Origin of the sequence: Shewanella maritima (genome assembly GCF_004295345.1) — a bacterium.
In the GTDB taxonomy this organism is placed as follows: domain Bacteria; phylum Pseudomonadota; class Gammaproteobacteria; order Enterobacterales; family Shewanellaceae; genus Shewanella; species Shewanella maritima.
Genome location: NZ_CP036200.1, coordinates 1,553,086 through 1,572,187 on the forward strand (window position 1 = coordinate 1,553,086; position 19,102 = coordinate 1,572,187).

General features: G+C 44.6%; 18 protein-coding genes and 1 pseudogene. 5 read left to right on the forward strand and 14 right to left on the reverse strand.

The window, feature by feature from the left end:
* Positions 1-158: 158 nt before the first annotated feature.
* The 6 genes from EXU30_RS06690 to EXU30_RS06715 form a co-directional block, all read right to left on the reverse strand.
* Complete coding sequence (locus tag EXU30_RS06690; RefSeq protein ID WP_130598526.1) at positions 159-356, reverse strand: PspC domain-containing protein; 198 nt, start codon at positions 354-356, stop codon at positions 159-161.
* A gap of 169 nt (positions 357-525) precedes the next feature.
* Positions 526-834: a hypothetical protein gene (locus tag EXU30_RS06695; protein WP_130598528.1), complete on the reverse strand. Its 309-nt coding sequence runs from the start codon at positions 832-834 to the stop codon at positions 526-528.
* A 303-nt stretch (positions 835-1,137) separates the two neighbouring features.
* Positions 1,138-2,118 carry a tRNA dihydrouridine(20/20a) synthase DusA gene (gene dusA / locus EXU30_RS06700; RefSeq protein ID WP_130598530.1) on the reverse strand — a complete coding sequence of 327 codons (981 nt, stop codon included), beginning with the start codon at positions 2,116-2,118 and terminating at the stop codon, positions 1,138-1,140.
* Positions 2,119-2,362: 244 nt separating this feature from the next.
* Complete coding sequence (locus EXU30_RS06705; protein WP_165398978.1) at positions 2,363-2,932, reverse strand: 3-keto-disaccharide hydrolase; 570 nt, start codon at positions 2,930-2,932, stop codon at positions 2,363-2,365.
* Positions 2,933-2,985: 53 nt separating this feature from the next.
* Positions 2,986-3,306, reverse strand: a complete 321-nt coding sequence (locus tag EXU30_RS06710) for a cytochrome c3 family protein (RefSeq protein ID WP_130598534.1) — start codon at positions 3,304-3,306, stop codon at positions 2,986-2,988.
* A complete protein-coding gene (locus EXU30_RS06715; protein WP_130598536.1) occupies positions 3,307-4,548 on the reverse strand; it encodes an alpha-hydroxy-acid oxidizing protein in 1,242 nt (413 codons plus the stop codon). It abuts the gene before it with no gap.
* Between the two features lie 474 nt (positions 4,549-5,022).
* Here EXU30_RS06715 and EXU30_RS06720 point away from each other — a divergent pair.
* The 3 genes and pseudogenes from EXU30_RS06720 (at position 5,023) to EXU30_RS06735 (ending at position 9,068) form a co-directional block, all read left to right on the forward strand.
* Positions 5,023-6,926, forward strand: a pseudogene (locus EXU30_RS06720) (ATP-binding protein).
* A 29-nt stretch (positions 6,927-6,955) separates the two neighbouring features.
* Positions 6,956-8,302 (forward strand): sigma-54-dependent transcriptional regulator, encoded by a 1,347-nt coding sequence (locus tag EXU30_RS06730; RefSeq protein ID WP_130598540.1) that lies wholly within the window; start codon positions 6,956-6,958, stop codon positions 8,300-8,302.
* A 298-nt stretch (positions 8,303-8,600) separates the two neighbouring features.
* The gene (locus tag EXU30_RS06735; protein WP_130598542.1) at positions 8,601-9,068 is read left to right on the forward strand and encodes a chemotaxis protein CheX; all 468 of its coding nucleotides are present in this window, start codon (positions 8,601-8,603) and stop codon (positions 9,066-9,068) included.
* Between the two features lie 152 nt (positions 9,069-9,220).
* On the opposite strand, the gene EXU30_RS06740 is transcribed toward EXU30_RS06735, so the two are convergent.
* From EXU30_RS06740 to dnaB, 3 genes are all read right to left on the reverse strand, one after another.
* Positions 9,221-10,525 (reverse strand): BamA/TamA family outer membrane protein, encoded by a 1,305-nt coding sequence (locus tag EXU30_RS06740; protein ID WP_130598544.1) that lies wholly within the window; start codon positions 10,523-10,525, stop codon positions 9,221-9,223.
* A 10-nt stretch (positions 10,526-10,535) separates the two neighbouring features.
* Positions 10,536-11,627, reverse strand: a complete 1,092-nt coding sequence (gene alr, locus EXU30_RS06745) for an alanine racemase (protein WP_130598546.1) — start codon at positions 11,625-11,627, stop codon at positions 10,536-10,538.
* Positions 11,628-11,729: 102 nt separating this feature from the next.
* A complete protein-coding gene (dnaB, locus tag EXU30_RS06750; RefSeq protein ID WP_130598548.1) occupies positions 11,730-13,136 on the reverse strand; it encodes a replicative DNA helicase in 1,407 nt (468 codons plus the stop codon).
* Between the two features lie 232 nt (positions 13,137-13,368).
* Here dnaB and EXU30_RS06755 point away from each other — a divergent pair, with 232 nt between their 5' ends.
* Positions 13,369-15,567, forward strand: coding sequence for a S46 family peptidase (locus tag EXU30_RS06755; RefSeq protein WP_130598550.1), 2,199 nt, complete (start codon positions 13,369-13,371; stop codon positions 15,565-15,567).
* A 313-nt stretch (positions 15,568-15,880) separates the two neighbouring features.
* On the opposite strand, the gene rplI is transcribed toward EXU30_RS06755, so the two are convergent.
* Genes rplI through rpsF form a run of 4 tightly spaced genes read right to left on the reverse strand, consistent with a single transcriptional unit; the run spans position 15,881 to position 17,304 of the window.
* On the reverse strand, positions 15,881-16,333 hold the full coding sequence (gene rplI, locus EXU30_RS06760; RefSeq protein ID WP_130598552.1) for a 50S ribosomal protein L9: 453 nt from the start codon (positions 16,331-16,333) through the stop codon (positions 15,881-15,883).
* Between the two features lie 29 nt (positions 16,334-16,362).
* Positions 16,363-16,590 (reverse strand): 30S ribosomal protein S18, encoded by a 228-nt coding sequence (gene rpsR / locus EXU30_RS06765; protein WP_130598554.1) that lies wholly within the window; start codon positions 16,588-16,590, stop codon positions 16,363-16,365.
* 12 nt (positions 16,591-16,602) lie between these two features.
* Positions 16,603-16,890, reverse strand: a complete 288-nt coding sequence (gene priB, locus EXU30_RS06770) for a primosomal replication protein N (protein ID WP_130603295.1) — start codon at positions 16,888-16,890, stop codon at positions 16,603-16,605.
* A gap of 21 nt (positions 16,891-16,911) precedes the next feature.
* Entirely contained in the window at positions 16,912-17,304 is a 393-nt protein-coding gene (gene rpsF / locus EXU30_RS06775) for a 30S ribosomal protein S6 (protein WP_130598556.1), read from the reverse strand.
* Positions 17,305-17,530: 226 nt separating this feature from the next.
* Here rpsF and EXU30_RS06780 point away from each other — a divergent pair, with 226 nt between their 5' ends.
* The gene (locus EXU30_RS06780; RefSeq protein ID WP_130598558.1) at positions 17,531-18,274 is read left to right on the forward strand and encodes a DUF481 domain-containing protein; all 744 of its coding nucleotides are present in this window, start codon (positions 17,531-17,533) and stop codon (positions 18,272-18,274) included.
* A gap of 79 nt (positions 18,275-18,353) precedes the next feature.
* On the opposite strand, the gene rlmB is transcribed toward EXU30_RS06780, so the two are convergent.
* Positions 18,354-19,094 carry a 23S rRNA (guanosine(2251)-2'-O)-methyltransferase RlmB gene (gene rlmB, locus EXU30_RS06785; protein ID WP_130598560.1) on the reverse strand — a complete coding sequence of 247 codons (741 nt, stop codon included), beginning with the start codon at positions 19,092-19,094 and terminating at the stop codon, positions 18,354-18,356.
* Positions 19,095-19,102 lie beyond the last annotated feature (8 nt).

Sequence of the window (19,102 nt, forward strand, 5' to 3'; positions counted from 1 at the left end):
TCAATGGCTTGTGTGCATTAATCAATGCATACAAGCTACAAAGCCCTTAGTTAATCGCTCTCAAATAAAAGCGGTTAACTAAGAGCTCAGCGTTTAACTGTTTTACTGCGGTTTTGGGGCATAGTCTTGTCCTCTTGTTATTGCCATCTATGGTGTTTTCAGTAAGAACTACGCTGGGTCATCAGCACGGCAATCACCATATAAACCAACAAAGTCACACTTGGATTTACCACTAACACAATTGCTGCCACTATACGGCTAACTGCGATAGACCAACCAAACTGAGTGGCGATTTTGCTACATACACCACACACTAACCCGCGACTCGAATCTAAACGTTCCATCAAACTACTCATATCATCCCCTTTGTTTAAGCCATTAACCTGGCTGATTAAAATTTACTGCCGAATCACTTCGGACTTTATTATTGCGCATCACCCCAAAGCCAGCTCGCCATTGCTGCACATAAACTAAAACTAATGACAGGTAACAAAAGCAAAGTGACTAGACCTGAACTGAATAACATTACTTAGCCTTAGCTGCAGCAATGGCAGTGTTTATTTTATCAGCTTGTTCAGTTGCAGATTCCGTTGCTGTGAGTTCAAACACTTGCTCAGCAATTTGAGTTTGTAGCGACAACATAATTTCGTGCTGCACTGTGCTAAACATTTCTTGGCTTGCGTGAGTAAGGTTTTGTTCAATATTGGTTACTAGACTTTCGGTCACTGACACTTCATTAGCTTGTGCTGATAGACTTGTTGTAGCCAGTACTAGCGCAGCGATAGAAGACTTAACTGAAGTTGATAACCAATTTTTAGAAGTTGAAGTAAACATAATGTAATCCTTTAATCGTTTAGTGTGATAACCCCTGTTATCACTGACGATTAAGTTATTACAACCTGCGTGCCAAGTTTTATATTTATTTAAATTACAAATAGATAGGTGAGAACAATGGCGTTTTTAACCGTGGTTTTCATTTGCTAATATTGGCAAAAAACCAACGAGTAGTGATTTTCGCCATTTACTTGGTGAAAATAGTCAAAACGATCATTTGCGATCGCTCAAATAGCAAAAAAGCGCCAGATGGCGCTTTTAAAGCAGTCGAAAGTAGTAGATATTCACAAATCTTGAGTAGCGTTACTTGCCCTGCTCCATAGCCGCAATCGCATCGAGTACCACCTGAGTATCAGCCCCAGCCTTATGAGCATTCTCGCTCAAATAACGACGCCAGCTGCGTGAGCCTGGAATACCTTGATATAGCCCAGTCATATGGCGGGTAATATGGTGCAGCTTGCCACCAGAAGATAAATGACGCTCGATATAAGGCAGCATTTGATCGATCACTTGTTGGCGAGTCACCACAGGCGCATCAATACCACATAGCTGTTGGTCAACTTCGGCAAGAATATAAGGGTTGTTGTAGGCTTCGCGCCCAACCATAACGCCATCAACATGCTCAAGATGCACTTTAGCTTGCTCAAGACTGGTAACTCCGCCATTAATGCTGATATTTAATTGCGGGTAGTCTTTTTTGATCTGATACACGCGATCATAATCCAGCGGCGGGATCTCACGATTTTGCTTAGGGCTTAAACCTTGTAGCCAGGCTTTGCGAGCATGAATCGTGAACTCTTCACAGCCTGAAGCTGAAACAACATCAATAAAGCGAGTTAAAAATTCATAGCTGTCTTGGTCATCAATACCAATACGTGACTTGACCGTAACCGGGATATCAACCACTTGCTTCATAGCATCCACACACTCGGCAACTAATTCAGGCTCAGCCATTAAGCAAGCACCGAAGCGGCCATTTTGTACTCTATCTGACGGGCAACCCACATTAAGATTTACTTCATCATAACCGCGCTCAGCCGCAAGCTTAGCGCACGTAGCAAGATCCTGTGGGTTAGACCCGCCTAGCTGCAACGCCACTGGGTGCTCAGGCTCATTGAACTCAAGGTAATCACCTTTGCCATGAATAATCGCCCCTGTCGTCACCATCTCGGTATAGAGCAAAGCTTGTTTAGACATAATGCGCGCAAAGTATCGATAATGACGATCGGTCCAATCAAGCATTGGCGCGATACTAAAAGTGCGATCAAGATTCTGTGTGCTCATAAACGTCTCTAAACAATAGTTTTCTGGTATCAATTTTAGCCTGCGACAGCAAGTGTGCTCGCCCAACGTAAATTGTTGGCGGCATAGTTGATGATTTAGCAGGACAAAAAAGCGGCGCATTCTAGCATAGAAAAGCTGCCAACGACTACAAAGCAGGGTACACAAAAACAACATAAGAATGTAAAAGCCCGCAGCATGTTGCTTTGGGCTTCGCAGGGGGAGGACGTGAAACAGTAGAGAAAGTTTATAGCTTGCGAATATTTAAGTTTCTCATTTTAAATTCGCCTTTGCCTTTGTGCTGAATAGCAATAAAGCCATCTGCATATTCAACATTGTTCATCTCTGCAGTGACCACACCATTTAATCGAACTTTTAGATGTTGACCCACCATAGTTAACTCATAAGTATTCCATTGATTGGCGGTATCTTGTTTGCTGATATAGGTTTGTCGTTTTACGACTGAACCAGTTCGAAACTCTTGGTTTTTTGCTGCATCCCAAATATTGGCCTCATAGCAAGTGTTTGCTTTGATTTTTTTAGGATCTTGGCAGCGCATATAAATACCGCCATTAACGGTCGCATCAGGTTTAAACTCGATGGTTAATACAAAATCATCATAGGTTCCTGGTACAACAAGATAGCTTTCTCCAGTGCCTTTTGAATGAATAATGTCATTTTGTGCAGACCAAGTGACGCCATCTGCAACGATATGACGGTCATAGAAAGATAAATCAGCTTTTACACCCAATGTATCTGCAATACTACAAAATGGAATCGCCGCTGCCGCGATTACGCCTAAAACTAGGTATTTCATGAATGTTCTTCTCCATAAGAAGGCTCCTTGATTAAATGAAGGAGCCATAGCCGTTAGTAGTGACAACTACCGCAGCTTTTATCTGCGATTTTATTGTTATGGCAGGCCCAGCAATAGTTTCCTTTAGCATGATCTTGCATGGTAAATTCATATCGCTGCATCTCAAATAACCCCGTGCCATCGGTTGAGTGGCAGTCTTCGCAAGTTAAGCCACCATTGCGCGCATGACTTTCAAAGCTAAACACCACAGCACCTTTGCCTCCTCCACCGTATTGACGATCTTGATCGCTTGGAGTGGCACTAACACTGGCTGTAGTCAATACAGCAAAGGTTAATAAGGTTGCATAGAGGCCTTTAATTCGTTTCTGGCCCATCTAAGCCTCCTTATAGATGATGTCCGCCGGCACTTTTTTCACATCAGCTACACCAGCTAATACCATGGTAGAAACGAGTTGGGTGTGCATTTTCTTGAACATCATTTCAACGCCTTTAGCACCACCACCTAGCGAAGCTCTTAAGAAAGGACGGCCAACAAGTACAGCTTGCGCACCTAGTGCTAGGGCTTTAAGCACATCACCACCGTCACGAACACCTGAGTCAAACAAGATGACCATGTCTGAACCGCTATCGCGAACCGCTTTTACAATACCTGGCAGCACGTCTAAAGATGCAGGAGTTGAGCTCATTACACGGCCACCGTGATCCGACACAACAATACCTGCACAGCCAGCTTCTACACACATAAGTGCTTCAGTTGGTGTCATGATCCCTTTCGCTACAAATGGAATTTTCGCGTACTTGACGATTTCACGAAGCTTTTTGACATCTTTAGGCTCAACTGTTTTACCCGGTAAGGCTCTTGCTGCGCGACCGGCAGAGTCGATGTCGATAGCAAAGAAAGGTGCACCTGCTGCTTGCACTGCATCAATACGCTCAAAAATTTCTTTTTGAGTACGAGGTTTAATCTGTGCTAAAGCTCGGCCTTTGAACTTTTTGACCACAGTTAGGCGCTCGCGGTATGTCTCAATTGGGTCGCCAATACCGTCTGCTGCCCAACCTAGGGTGCCAGCATTGTAAGCCCCTTCAACAATACCCCTAACAAACTTACTTTCTGTCATCTCAGTGCCATCGTAGGCTAATTTGCCTTTGGCACCCATGTTGTAAGTTAATCCACCGGTAACGCCGGTTAAGATAGGCATAGACAGCTTGACACCAAACAACTCAAGCTCAGTATTTGGTTTTTTAACGTTGTGCACTGTGCTCATGTTGAAGTGCAGTTTTTCAAATGCCTCAACATTGTTAATGAAGCTGCGACGTTTGCCGCCCATGCCTGGCGTTGACTCACCACAAGGGCCTTTACCGTTACAACGACCAGGGCCGGCAATGTCACAAGCCGCGCAAGTGTCCATAATTTTCTTGGCGTTTGTTAACACTTCTTTTAGATTTTTTGGATCTTTTACGTATCCCTTAACTTCAATTGGCCCGACATTAGAGGCTGGTTTCGCAACAGCGACTGACGGTGCAACTGAAACTGCAGCCACTCCGGCGGATGCAGCAAGAACTGCGCCTTTACTTAAAAAATCTCGACGCTCAGTGTTTAGTTTTTCATCGCTCATAGTATCGCTCCTTGGATAGTGATTACCTGTCGTTCGAATCAATTATCAATAAATCAAAACCCTGGAGATAACTTTGTTGAGCTAATTGTGATGGGATTTATACAGCTTCGTTAAACTTGCGCTACGTACTATGCAATATGCATTTATGAAAGTTTTGAGAATGATTACTACTCCTATTGTTATCTATGATTTTGACGTAGTCGTGGTACTGCTCAACGTCTCAATTTTCGAAAGTTATCAAGTAAGGCAATTGTGATGGAAAGTTGTTCTTGGTATACGTGATTGTATTTACTCGCGATGCGTAACTTAGACGATAATTGAGGCGTTCTCTTGGCAAATATTGATAGGGTTAACACTGTTATCAGTAGCTCATTGCTTTGTATTCTCAACAAGCAATGGCGAGGTATTGTCGCATTAATACTCGTTGCCATATTTGGGAATGTTAAAGCTACGGCCCAGGAGTTAACCTTATATGTGCATAGTAATACGCCGCCGTTTGAATGGCTCGATGACGGTGAAGAACAGGGATTAAACTACGAATTAGCTCAAGCTATCGCCAAGGAGCTCAGTGTAAGTCTACAGATTCAGCGACGCGAATTAGGCAGCATTGTTGACGCACTGAGTAGCTTTGAACACAATGGCATCGCCTTTGTTGCAGACAATGGCCACTCTCATGCGCAACTAGCCTACTCGATGCCACTAAGTGCCACTCATGCCTCCGCCTATAACCTTAAGGGCCAATCACAAATAGAAAACCTAGGAGATCTAGACGGAAAGAGAGTTGGCGTAAAGAAAGGCTCATTTGTTGCTCGTTATCTTGCTAAGCATTCAAATAACATAGACGTCGTGTACTTCTCATCTAACGCTAAAGCATTCTCGGCGATGACCCGTGGCGAATTAGATTTTGTGTTGTCTGAATTCTATTGCTCTTGGAGGCTACTAAGCCTCTATGACAACATCAAAACAGCCAGCGCTCCTCTTATCCGCGGTAATTTCTATGTTGTTTCAAACCTTACGAATCAATCTTTAGCCGAGCAAGTTGAAGCTGTTGTGTTGCAGTTTTATCAAAACGGCACCATTGACCGAATGACCAAAAGATGGGTTGGCTTTGGCAAAGAGAAAATAGACCTAATCTCAATTAAACGAAACTCGCTATATGCAGCTATTGCGCTTGGGGTCGCCAGCGTCATTGGCATGATTATCACATCAATAATGACCCTGCGATTACGTCAGCATAAATTGCGCTTGCAACAAGAGCTTAATGAACGTTATGCCGCAGAGTCACGGATTAGGGAAATCTCAGAGTTATTTCAGTCTGTGCTAGATGATATGCCTTACGGGGTGATTATCTTTGATGCTCATGGTGAGCAGCTATGGAGCAACAACAAGTTTGAATCACAATTAGCTAATCGTTCATTACATTGTGCCAATGGCCAAATATTTGAGTTTGAGAAACTATTCAGCGGCTGTTGCGATCAGCATGACTCAAACTTTATAGAGTTAAGTGGTGATGGTACCTATTGGCATATTAGAGTTCACCCAATGGGTTGTGGAAGAGTGCTCGCAATGCTTGAAGACACAACCGAACGGACTCAGCTGCGATTAGAAAACGATAAAGCCGCGCGTCTGGTGGCGCTTGGCGAGATTTCAGCCGGTATTGCCCATGAAATTAATAACCCTTTGGGTTTGATTAATGAAGCGGTGCGCTTTATCAGTTATTTCTTGGCGGACGCGCGAACCGTAATACCAGAGATTGAACAGCAAGATCCGTATTGGCGTGTGGCAGGGCTAAAACCAAGCGAAGCTCTAGTTGAGGTGGACTATCAAGTTGAGTCCGTCGAACAATCGGTTGCAAATATGAGCCGAATCGTTAACGACCTCAAAAAGCTTTCAAGCCCAAGATCTGAATATCATTATGCGCCAGTACCACTGCAACAAATCATCGATTCAGCATTGCGCATGACAGCGAATCAGCTCAAACGTCATCGCCTAGTATGGAACCCTCCCGTTGAACCTGTTTATGTCATGGGCGACGAAGTGCAGCTGCAATTAGTGGTTATTAATTTTGTACAAAATGCCTGTCAGGCGATCGCAGCGGGGGATTGTGGAACCATATCAATCGATATCAGGGAGTGTGGCACTCAGGTCTCTTTAGAAGTCAAAGACAATGGCGTCGGAATTGCTCCCCAACTACTTGACCGAATTCGTGAACCTTTCTTCACCACGCGCCGTAGCGAAGGGGGACAGGTTTAGGTTTAGCCTTATGTGGGCGAGTTATTCATGAACATCGCGGACATTGGCATGTAGACTCAAAACAAGGTCAAGGTACCTTGATGAAAGTGACTTTTGACGTTGCTAACAAGGCTCAACCCCATTAATTTTCCAATACCAAGAGTACCGTATTCTAATGAAACTATATCGCTCCATTTTAATTGTTGATGATGAAACTCGTTGGTTACGTGCTATGGCTGTGTCATTGCGTCAAGAAGTACCAGAAGCCAGAGTGAGTTGCTGTGAAAACAGCCGCCACGCAATAGACATGATTATCGGCCAAGATATTGACCTTGTGTTACTTGACTTAAACATGCCGCATATCGGTGGTGAGGAGCTATTAGATACTATCAGCGAGCAAGCACCATTTACTCGAGTGATTGTCGTCACTGGCGCGAATGATACTGCTACGGCTGTGCGCTGTGTAAAACGCGGCGCATATGACTTTTTTGTAAAAGGGGGCCGCCCTGAACAACTTATTGCCTGTATTCGTAGGGCTTTAGAAGTCGCTGCACTCGAAGTGAACTATCGTGAAGTTACCCAAAGTTTTCTAGGTAAAAAACGTCTGGGAAAACTACCAGGCATCATCAGTCAGAGTTCAAAAATGAACGACTGTATCCGTTATGCAACCGCGCTTACGCGCTCATCGTATCCAGTTGTAATTGAAAGTGAGAGCGGTGGCGGCAAACGAACTTTCGCAACCGGATTAGCTCAACTGATGGATGAAGAAAATAGTGCAGCGCATCTGCAACTAGAGCAATTTAAACATTCAGTGATCGCAACACTCTTTGGGCGTGTTAGAGGTGTTAACAAAGTTGGAGAGCCTGCTCAGTTAGGTTTTTTTGAGCAAAATAGAGGCCGCGTGGTTATTCTGGAAGGCTTATTTCAGCTTGAAAATGATGTAATTAATTCTGTCGTCAATGCATTGATAAGTCGCCAGTATTATCCTTTAGGTAGCGTGCAGCACATGCCACTACCCTGCAAGGTGCTCGTGTTAACTGAGCTGCCACTGCAGCAACTTAGAGATCAAGGAAAAGTTACTCCTACTCAATTTGTTGCCTTACATACTCATCATATTGTTTTACCACCGCTAAGAGAACGGCCAGAAGACATCGGGTTATTAGCTGCACAATTCATGCAGGATGCTTGTGAGCACTTAAATAAACCTCTAATCCCTTTGTGCTTTGAACTGGTGCAGCAACTTGAGCAAGAATCCTGGCCAGGCAATGTCGCAGAGCTTCGAGCAAGAGTATTTAAGGCTGTAGCTCTTGGTAACCTCCAAGCACTAGTCAATGCTGCACAAAACACTGAGCCTGACCCAGATACAGAAACCCAGGTGAGCTTTCCCAATAAGTTGCCTACGCTATCAGAAGTTCAACAATTACTGATACATGAAGCATTAAAACGTTGTAACTATAGCCAAGTTGAAGCTGCAAAACTGCTAGGGATTAGCCAAAGTGCCCTTAGTCGGCGCCTGCGCTGAGGCAATTTCGGCTTACAATGTAAATAAACTAGACAAAATAACGTCTGTTACAAAAATGCTAAGGGCGCTGCGTGGGTAACTGTGAAGCGATTGGCATTTATTTGGTAATTTATTTGTCATTATATTGTGTCGCTTCGGTTGAGTTATCACCAAGGTCTGTTATCTTTGAAGCTTGGGGATATAGGCTGACATGAGCTTACGTTATAAGCACCATTAAGCCATTAAAAATAAAAAGCAAAATATCAACTAAACTCGCGCTATCAGTATCTTATTACCGTATCACCAATGGATTTAGTTCATGAATGTAGCCTTTATTAACCCATTTTTATCCTCGTTACTTAACGTACTTTCCACTATGGCATCACTGGATCTCACGCCAGGTAAGCCACAAATCAAAACGCATGATGTCGCCAAGGGTGATGTATCAGGTTTGATAGGCATGGTGGGCCCTGAGACTAAGGGTTCTATGTCAATCACATTCGACCGTAGCCTAATTTTTGAAATTATGGATAAGATGCTTGGCGAAAAACCCACTAGCATTAATGATGAAGTGACCGATCTTGTTGGTGAGATAACCAACATGGTAACGGGTGGCGCGAAGAATCTATTAAGTGACGATGGTTATGAGTTTGATATGGCAACGCCGGCGGTAGTTTCTGGCCTTGGCCATAGCATTTCTCATAAGAGTAAAGGTAAGAAAATTCTCATGCCGTTTACTCACCCAAAAGGCAATGCCTATATCGAAATCTGCTTTGAAGACTTGTAATTACAATTACTCGCGATTCAAATAAAACGACAAGGGCCAAACAATAATGTTTGGCCCTTGTTTTTGTAATTTATTACGCAGGTTTTCTAAACGAGGTAATGTCATTGCTATACAGTTAGCACTTTACATATAGCCTTAAACGTTCGCCTGTTTTAGAACGCTTGGTTCACCATTACCCAAAATTGGTTTTCGTCTGTATTGGAAGCTAAATCCAAACGCACCACAATATCTTCTACCTCGAAGCGCACACCTGCGCCCATTACGTACTTCATGTCAGTATGCAACTCACTGGCTGAGAAGCTGTTTGCCACCTTACCCATCTCGCCAAATACGACCCATTGCCACCAAGGCACCTTGTACAAATTAAATACTGGCCAGTTTTGTAGTGGCTGCCAGTGAGGCTTAACCCGATATTCTAAAGAGTAGTTAACCGCGCTGCGGCCAGTGAATTGATCTGATGAATAACCACGCAGGCGATCAAAACCACCTAAACCAACACCGGCAAACGTGGGTGGACGATGGTAATTACCTGTGGTGCCATCTTGCTTATTCCAGCTGGGCGTGTCTGCAACATAAACATTAGCCGCGAGTACTTGCTCGCTTAGCCACTTATTTGAGCCAAGCGGGAAAAATGCGCTTTGCTCAAACTCCCAAATACTCCAATCTGGTTGGTCGTCAATGGCCATACCATAGGTAAAGGTTAAGCTAGTGCGACCACCTTTAAGTGTGTCTTTACTGGTATCCCGGTTATCCCATTCAAATAGTAACTCAGCACCTTTAGCAAGGTCTGGCAGAGTTTCGTTGACTTCCAGCTTGCGATTTTTAACAAAGGGAGTGAGCTTCACACTGGACACACCTGACTCAAGCGGATTCCAACTTATCTCTTCAGCTTGTCGTCTTGCGAGGCTTCTCGCTGCGCCCTGCTTACCCGATGCTATCGGCAGTACATACTCAATATGTAATTTGGCAATACCTTCATCACCGACAGAAATAACTTTTTCAGTTTCACCTCGCGGACTTTCATGGGGCTCTAAGAAGTAAATACCTTGTTCATAATGACCTTGAAATGCTTCAAAAGAGAATAGCCATTGCTCTGCACCTGGAAGTTGATAGTTATATAAGCCTAAAAAGCCCATCCAACTATCGTTAGCTGTGTATAGCCCTACGCCCAAAGCCGTCGCCTGAGCTTGACCAGCGTGTTTAATCACGCCTGCACCACCAAAAGCAGTGCTTAGGGTTTCAGTGGCAAAAATAAACGGAACAACTTCTACTTCTGCCTGATAACTCGGTTTAGGAGTATCGCTAGATTCACCAGCGCTAGCATTCGCGTCAGTGCTTGCTTCAGCTTCACTAGCAAGTGAAGTCGGTATAATAGCTTCACTTGAAGCATGAGTTTGCTGGGAAACAACAGTCACCGCGCACATACACGCAGCTACTAATGCCCTATTGATAAGCATTTCCGTAACCTTAATCGAGTAACTCAACCGCAACTCGCGGCGTTAACTTAGTCACTAGCTCATAGGCAATCGTGCCTATATGCTCAGCAACTTCTTCAACGGCTAACTCCTTGCCCCATAATTGAACATCATCCCCTACTTGCTCTAGACCATCTGGCCCAAGGTCGACAGTTAACATATCCATTGATACCCGGCCGACAATCGGCAACCTGCGGCCATTTATCATCACCGGCGTTCCTTCTGGTGCATTACGCGGGTACCCGTCACCATAACCAATTGCGACCACGCCCAGACGAGTATCACGGCTCGATACCCAATGTGCGCCATAACCAACACTCTCACCTTGCTTTAGTTCACGAACAGCAATTAAGCGAGACATTAACTCCATTGCAGGCACTAAGTCATGCTTATAACCGCGATCGCCAATCACGGGAGAGACTCCATAAAGGGCGATTCCTGGGCGCACCCAGTCAGCCTGGCTAGTTGGCCAAAAAAGTGTGCCTGCAGAGTTAGCTAGGGTTTTATCGCCTTCTAAATCTGCAACTAGGTTATTGAAAGCCTCAATTTGCCTAGTGGTCATTGCATTATTTGGCTCATCGGCGCAGGCAAAATGCGTCATTAAATGAACTGGCTTTTGCACATTAGGGCAAGCAAGTAAACGCTGATACATCTGCTGAAAATCAGCAAGTGAAAAACCAAGTCTGTGCATGCCAGAGTCAAGTTTAAGCCAAACCGTCACTGGCTCAGAAAGCTCGACTGTTTCTAACATCTCTAGCTGCGACTCATGATGCACAACAGTTTCAATATCATGCTCGATTAATAAAGGCAGGTCGGCTTGACGAAAAAAACCTTCAAGCAATAACAAACGCGCACTAACGCCGCCGCCGCGCATCTGCAGGGCTTCTTCTAAACGAGCAAGACCAAAGCCATCCGCTTGTCCTTGCTCGCAGCACACACTATGAGCCACATTTAATAAGCCATGACCATAGCCATTGGCTTTCACTACAGCCATGATCTTGCTGTTTGGCGCAATTTGTTTAATACGTTGCAGGTTGTGCTGCAGTGCCTGGCGACTAACCTCAGCACGAGGAAACGGTTTCAAATATCTCTACCTTTAACAACTACTAATGACAACTAACCAACTCTGTTAGTGTAGAACGAGATTAACTGCTGAGCGTGAGTATTCACCCAGCAGTCAATGAAATTAATCTTCTTCGATTTGCGGGCCTTCGTAGTTATCGAAGCGAGAGAAGTGACCTTGGAACACCAAGCGTACACGGCCAATTGGGCCGTTACGCTGCTTACCAATAATGATTTCGGCAGTGCCTTTATCTTCCGAGTCGTCGTTATACACTTCGTCACGGTAAATAAACATAATCAAGTCGGCGTCCTGCTCAATCGAGCCTGATTCACGTAAGTCAGAGTTTACTGGGCGTTTATCTGCGCGTTGCTCAAGGGAGCGGTTAAGCTGCGACAGTGCAATCACTGGGATTTCGAGCTCTTTCGCTAGTGCTTTCAATGAGCGAGAAATCTCGGCAATCTCTAGGGTACGGTTATCTTTTAGCGCTGGCACCTGCATCAGCTGCAGGTAGTCGACCATGATCATCGACAAGCCACCATACTCTCGTGCAATACGACGAGCACGGCTTCGTACTTCAGTTGGAGTTAGGCCAGAGCTGTCATCAATGTACATCTTGCCTTGCTCGTGCATCAACCCCATGGTAGATGACACGCGTGCCCAATCCTCATCATCTAGCTGACCAGTACGGATTTTCGTTTGGTCAACTCGGCCTAACGATGCCAGCATACGCATCATGATCTGTTCTGACGGCATCTCCAGACTGTAAATCAGTACAGGATGCTTCTCGTTCATTGCTGCTTGCTCACACAAGTTCATCGCAAAGGTGGTTTTACCCATAGATGGACGAGCAGCAACAATAATCAAGTCACCAGACTGGAAGCCCGCGGTCATATTATCGAGGTCGCGAAAGCCGCTCGATACCCCAGTCACACCATTTTGTGGGTTGTTATAAAGCTCTTCAATCTTATCAACCGTCTTTTCCAAAATGGTTTTAATGCCTTCAGGGCCCTCATTTGAGTTGGCGCGCATCTCGGCAATCTTAAAGACTTTACTCTCTGCAAGGTCGAGCAATTCGCTTGAGTCACGCCCCTCAGGGTTATAACCAGCATCGGCAATTTCGTGGGCTACGCCAATCATGTCGCGCACGACCGCACGCTCACGCACAATATCTGCATACGATAAAATATTGCCCGCACTTGGGGTGTTTTTAGCAATCTCACCTAAATAGGCGAAACCGCCCGCATCTTCAAGCTGATCTTCAATTTCTAATTGCTCAGACACTGTGATCAAGTCGATCGGTTGCCCTGCTTCCATTAGGCGCTGCATAGCATTGAAAATCATCTTATGAGAGCGAGAATAAAAATCCTCTGCCACTACGGCTTCAGCAACCCTGTCCCATGCATCGGCGTCTAGCATCAGGCCACCTAACACTGACTGCTCAGCCTCTATCGAGTGCGGCGGCAGTTTTAGCGCATTAACTTCTGCATCAGTTGGTTGTTTTTTTGGCCTAAATGGCGCTTTCTGAGACATTGACTCTCCAATAAAACAAAACTTAGTGATTAACCCAAAGTATTATGAGCTTATGGCTTGAGCAAGACATAACAACTTACAAATACCTGATTAAACACGTCTGTTTGCCCGGTTAAACACACCCCAGACAAATAAAAAATATGATATAACACCTAGGTTATTTTAAAGGCGCTGAATAAGCCCTTAACAACACCAACAATACGACAATAAATAAAAGATTTAAGGATTAAACATGCGTATTGCATTGATTGCCGCCCTTACACTTTCATCGGGCTTAGCTTTCGCCGACGAAGGACAATGGCAACCGTATCAAATGCCCTCTATTGCCGACAAATTACAACATCGCGGCATCGACATTCCAGCAAAACAACTCGCCGATTTAAGCCAGTATCCAATGAATGCAGTGGTTGGACTCGGGTATTGTACAGCCAGTTTTGTATCGCCCCAAGGACTTGTTGTCACAAACCATCATTGTGCCTATCGCGCCATTCAATATAACAGTAATACTGAGCACAATTACCTCGCAGAAGGCTTCCTAGCCAAGAGCCAACAACAAGAGCCATCAGCAGGCCCAAATGAGCGCTTATACATTACTGAGTCAGTTACTGACGTAACTAAGCAAGTTAATGCCAACCTAAGTGATGAACCACTTGCACGCTATCAGGGTATTGAGCGCAATAAAAAAGCACTGATTAAAGAATGTGAATCAGACGACAATTATCGCTGCTCAGTCAGTAGCTTTCACAATGGTTTAGAGTTCTACCTGAGTAAGCAATTGATCATCCGTGACGTGCGCTTAGTGTACGCGCCACCTGAAAGTGTTGGCGCATTTGGCGGTGATATTGATAACTATGAATACCCACGTCACTCCGGCGACTTTACCTTCTTACGCGCATACGTAGGTAAAGACGGTAAGCCAGCGACCTACTCTACAGACAACGTCCCTTACACGCCGAAAAGTTATCTAAAAATTAACGCAAACGGCGTTAAAGCCGGTGACGGTGTATTTGTTGCTGGTTACCCAGGCTCGACTAGCCGCTACCGCTTAACCAGCGAGCTAGAATTTGCCAGCCAGTGGCTATATCCAACCTATGCTGCTCACTATCAGCAAAAAATCGACACCATTGAACAAATGGGCGGTGCAGATAATGGCATCAAGATTAAATATGCGGGCACACTTGCTTCAATGGCAAACCGCATGAAAAAGCTCAACGGTTTGCTTGATGGTTTTAAAGCGACTGATATTGTTGGCATTAAACAAAATCGTGAAAATGATTTCCTTGCCTGGTTAAAGCAAGACAAGAATGCCAATCAACAGGTTATTGCAGAGCTTGAGTCACTGCTAGCCAAGCAACACAAGCTAACCCAAACCAACTACTACTTTGAAAATGCGCAATCGAGCACACTACTTAGCGCGGCTAAAAGCTTATACCGCCTAGCAAAAGAGAAGCAAAAAGATGACGCTGATCGCGAAGCGGGCTATCAAGAACGTGACATGAAAATGTTTACCGCACGCCTAAAACGTATCGATACCAGCTTTGATGCCAATGTAGATAAAACGCTGTGGCTGCAAGATCTCAATGAGTATGTTGATCAGCCGTTGAAAGTGAAGGTATTAGACAACGCCCTTAGCCGCGCAAGTAGCGATGAAGATCTAAGCAATAAGGTTGCAGGATTTTATGCGTTAACTGAGCTTACCGATCAAAGCACGCGCCTTGCCTGGATGGATAAATCGCCTGCAGAATTCGAGAGCAGTAACGATCCATTCATTCGCTTAGCTGTTGCCCTGCACGACACCAATATGCAACTTGAGCAAGAGCAGAAGACCTTACGCGGTAAGCTGTCTGTTGCCCGCCCAGCGTATATGTCTGCCGTGATTAACTACTACAAAGCCAATGACTGGCCAGTATACCCAGATGCCAACGGCACGCTGCGTATTACCTATGGCATGGTTGATGGTTATCAATCGGCAGATGCGCTTTACAAGCAGCCGTTTACGCGCTTAGAAGGCATTGTCGCAAAGCACACAGGTGTTGAGCCATTTAACGCACCAGAGAAAGTACTAAATGCGATTAAAGCTAATGACTATGGCGAGCATAGAATTGGTTCGGTTTACCAAGACCCACGCTCATGGTTCTGTAAACTGATGTCTTGTGAAGCTAAACCAAATGAGTTCGGCTCGGTGCCAGTTAACTTCCTATCAAGTGTTGATACCACAGGCGGTAACTCTGGTTCACCTGTACTAAACGGCCAAGGTGAGCTAGTTGGTTTGAACTTTGACTCAACTTACGAAGCCATTACCAAAGATTGGTTCTTTAATCCAACCATCACCCGCGCAGTTCACGTAGATGTGCGCTACATCTTGTGGATGATGGATAAAGTGGATAATGCTGACAATCTAATGGAGGAGCTTGATTTAGTTAAAGACTAAATCGGTTGCCTTCAGATATATCAAAAGCAGGTTAATGGTGACATTAACCTGCTTTTTTGTACCTGTATTTCGTTGCTATACCTATTGGGATAAATAAGTGACCAGAGATTACTTAGGAACAAGCGATTAGAACAAGGCAGTCATTGCAACTAGCTAGCTGTGCTTACTACAAATCATTTAACGACGTTATAAGCCATTTTAAACAATAAGAGCTAATCGGTAAGAATGATCACATACTTGTGTTGGCTAGTATAAAACAGGCATAAAAAAACACCGCCAATTGGCGGTGTTTTTAACTAAAAGCAGTTAGCTATTAGTCTTCTGCAACTACAGAGATAGTAACAGTAGCTTGAACTTCAGTGTGAACTGAAACTTCAACTTCGAACTCACCAGTAGTGCGTAGTGCACCTAGTGGAAGACGAACTTCAGCTTTAGTGATTTCAACACCAGCAGCAGTTACTGCATCAGCAATATCGCGAGTACCGATAGAACCGAATAGTTTACCTTCTTCACCAGCTTTAGAAGCGATAACAACAGCTTCAAGAGCAGCAAGCTTTTCAGCGCGCTCGTTAGCAGTTGCTAGTTCAGCAGCTAATTTAGCTTCTAGCTCAGCACGGCGAGCTTCGAAAACTTCAACGTTTGCAGCGTTAGCAACAACCGCTTTACCTTGTGGTAGAAGGTAGTTACGTGCGTAACCAGCTTTTACAGAAACTTGGTCGCCTAGGCCACCTAAGTTAGCAATTTTATCAAGTAGAATAACGTTCATTATCTAATCCTCTTGTATCTGGTCTGCAATTACTGATGTAAATCAGTGTATGGCAGAAGAGAAAGATAACGAGCACGCTTGATTGCGCGAGCTAGTTGGCGTTGGTATTTAGCACTAGTACCAGTGATACGGCTAGGAACGATCTTGCCGCTTTCAGTGATGTAGTTCTTTAAAGTTACGATATCTTTGTAATCAATTTCTGTAACACCTTCAGAAGTGAAGCGACAGAACTTGCGACGACGGAAATAACGTGCCATTTTGACAGTCTCCTAAGTTTTCAATTCGACATTTTCAGCATGCAAGACTAAACGGTTTTGTCCATTTCGCCCTTGTTGCAATGAAAGGTATCCTTCCACATCAACTTGCATACCAGCTTTAAATTTATCTGTTGCGCTGTTGAGGCGCTCTCCACTCAATATCACTTGAATTAGGCAGTACACGTTTCGTGGTAAATCTGCATCTAATCTTCGCGATCTGTGCTCAAGGGTTAACACCGTATGGGCGATTCCGCTTGGGCTTTCAAATTGTCTGGCGCGTTTAATTTCGCCCGACAACATTAAGTGGTTATTCACAGAAAATTATTGAGCTTTTTCTTCAGCGCTTTCTTCTGTTTTAGCTTCAGCAGCAGGTGCACGACGTGAGTCACGCTCTTCTTTTGCTTTAGCCATAGGAGAAGCTTCAGTAACAGCAGCTTTAGTGCGCATTACCATGTTACGCAGAACAGCGTCGTTGAAACGGAAAGCTGTTTCTAACTCTTCTACAGACTCTGCAGTAGTCTCTACGTTCATAAGAACATAGTGAGCTTTGTGTAGGTCTTGGATTGGGTAAGCCAATTGACGACGACCCCAATCTTCTAGGCGGTGAACTGTACCGTTAGCAGCGGTGATAACACCGGTGTAACGCTCGATCATACCTGGGACTTGTTCACTTTGATCTGGGTGAACCATAAATACGATTTCGTAATGACGCATTTATTGCTCCTTACGGTTATGTAGCCTCGTTTTGGCTCAGTCATACCAAGTTTGAGGCAAGGAACTAAATAAAGTGACTGATTTGAGCGCGCGATTCTACAGCCTTATTACCTAAAACTCAAGCGAGTAATTCGCTTTAATGCAATCCCTTTGCAGTCGCACCCTTAAGCGGTATGATGATGGCGCTAAAAGCTAAGCCATAATGAGAATAAAAAGATAAAACTTCATGAACAAGCTGTGTTATTTAACTGCGTTAGTACTGTTCCCGTCTTCAGCCTGGGCGCTAGTACCACCTGATTATAAAGAACCACCGAGCGATATCTACGCTGAAATTGAGGCTGGTTTGCAAGTAAATAGTGGCAACAACTCAACACAGAACTTTAATGGTCGCACTCACATCACTTACGACACTGAAAAAGCTAAGCAAGAGGCTACCTTTAAAGCTTACTACGCGGCAGATGACGGTTCGTCAACCGCAGAAAAGTTTGACCTTTACCTGCAGTCAAACTACAAGTTTGACGACGCCTATTTATATGGTCGCGGCGAATTAACCTGGGATAAGTTTGGTTCGTTTACTCGTATTAGCACTATCTCAACGGGTTACGGTTTTGATGTAATTTCAGACAGCAAACACACACTGAGCTTAGAGATGGGTCCTGGTTACCGTTACGATATCCCTATTGCGACGGAATCTGAGCCAGATCCAAGCGCTAATAGTAACGTGATTTTACGTTCAGCAGCCAAGTACTCATTAAAGCTGCAAGAATACACTAGCTTTAATGCTGACTTTACCGCTGAAGCGGGTAAAGACAACTCAACTCTAACCTTAGACTTAAGTTACAAGAATACATTTATTCAGGACTGGGCATTTAAAGTGGGTATGAACTTTAAATACAACACAACAGTGCCAACTGATACTAAGCAGTTAGATACCATTACCACCTTTAACCTACTTTATACCTACCAGTAAACTGCAATCACTGTGCAAGAAAACAAAAAAACGCCGTATATAAACATACGGCGTTTTGCTTGCAGCGAAGCTTGTCAGTTTAAGCTAAACGCTGCCTGACCGCTTCAAATAAGCATACGCCTGTAGCAACCGATACGTTCAAGCTAGACACGCTACCCGCCATTGGAATCGAGACCAAAGAGTCGCAACTTTCACGGGTTAAGCGACGAAGACCTTTATCTTCAGCCCCCATAGCAATCGCAAGCGGCCCTTTTAAATCAGCTTGATATACGTTGCCATCGGCCTCACCGGCGGTACCGACAATCCATACCCCTTTATCTTGAATTTGACGCATAGTTCGCGCAAGGTTAGTGACCTGAAACAAAGGCACGGCCTCTGCTGCGCCGCACGCAACCTTGCTTACCGTTGCGGTTAAGCCAACTGAGTTGTCTTTAGGTACGATAATGCCGTGCACACCAGCGGCGTCCGCATTGCGCAGGCAAGCACCTAGATTATGTGGGTCTGTCACTCCATCAAGGATCAACAAAAATGGCGTGTCAGTTTTGGCTAGCAGTGCATCTAAGTCATGTTCGCCTAGTTGCTTCGCCGGCTTAACTCTAGCAACAACACCTTGATGTTGGCTGCTATTGGCTTTGTCATCGAGCACTTTACGCGATGCGCGCTGCACAGCAACGCCCATGTTAGCTGCAGCTTTAATCACAGGTAACAAACGCTCGTCATCACGGCCTTGCAAAACCCACATTTCAATCACGCGTTCAGGGCTGTTATCCAGCAATGCTTTAATCGCGTGAATACCAAAAATCATCTCTTGTTTTTTCATGGCTTATT

Excerpts from the sequence above, each read along its gene's own strand:
- EXU30_RS06690 (WP_130598526.1), bottom strand. The coding sequence starts at position 356 with ATGAGTAGTTTGATGGAACGTTTAGATTCGAGTCGCGGGTTAGTGTGT.
- EXU30_RS06695 (WP_130598528.1), bottom strand. The coding sequence starts at position 834 with ATGTTTACTTCAACTTCTAAAAATTGGTTATCAACTTCAGTTAAGTCT.
- dusA (WP_130598530.1), bottom strand. The coding sequence starts at position 2,118 with ATGAGCACACAGAATCTTGATCGCACTTTTAGTATCGCGCCAATGCTT.
- EXU30_RS06705 (WP_165398978.1), bottom strand. The coding sequence starts at position 2,932 with ATGAAATACCTAGTTTTAGGCGTAATCGCGGCAGCGGCGATTCCATTT.
- EXU30_RS06710 (WP_130598534.1), bottom strand. The coding sequence starts at position 3,306 with ATGGGCCAGAAACGAATTAAAGGCCTCTATGCAACCTTATTAACCTTT.
- EXU30_RS06715 (WP_130598536.1), bottom strand. The coding sequence starts at position 4,548 with ATGAGCGATGAAAAACTAAACACTGAGCGTCGAGATTTTTTAAGTAAA.
- EXU30_RS06730 (WP_130598540.1), top strand. The coding sequence starts at position 6,956 with ATGAAACTATATCGCTCCATTTTAATTGTTGATGATGAAACTCGTTGG.
- EXU30_RS06735 (WP_130598542.1), top strand. The coding sequence starts at position 8,601 with ATGAATGTAGCCTTTATTAACCCATTTTTATCCTCGTTACTTAACGTA.
- EXU30_RS06740 (WP_130598544.1), bottom strand. The coding sequence starts at position 10,525 with ATGCTTATCAATAGGGCATTAGTAGCTGCGTGTATGTGCGCGGTGACT.
- dnaB (WP_130598548.1), bottom strand. The coding sequence starts at position 13,136 with ATGTCTCAGAAAGCGCCATTTAGGCCAAAAAAACAACCAACTGATGCA.
- EXU30_RS06755 (WP_130598550.1), top strand. The coding sequence starts at position 13,369 with ATGCGTATTGCATTGATTGCCGCCCTTACACTTTCATCGGGCTTAGCT.
- rplI (WP_130598552.1), bottom strand. The coding sequence starts at position 16,333 with ATGAACGTTATTCTACTTGATAAAATTGCTAACTTAGGTGGCCTAGGC.
- rpsR (WP_130598554.1), bottom strand. The coding sequence starts at position 16,590 with ATGGCACGTTATTTCCGTCGTCGCAAGTTCTGTCGCTTCACTTCTGAA.
- priB (WP_130603295.1), bottom strand. The coding sequence starts at position 16,890 with ATGTTGTCGGGCGAAATTAAACGCGCCAGACAATTTGAAAGCCCAAGC.
- rpsF (WP_130598556.1), bottom strand. The coding sequence starts at position 17,304 with ATGCGTCATTACGAAATCGTATTTATGGTTCACCCAGATCAAAGTGAA.
- EXU30_RS06780 (WP_130598558.1), top strand. The coding sequence starts at position 17,531 with ATGAACAAGCTGTGTTATTTAACTGCGTTAGTACTGTTCCCGTCTTCA.
- rlmB (WP_130598560.1), bottom strand. The coding sequence starts at position 19,094 with ATGAAAAAACAAGAGATGATTTTTGGTATTCACGCGATTAAAGCATTG.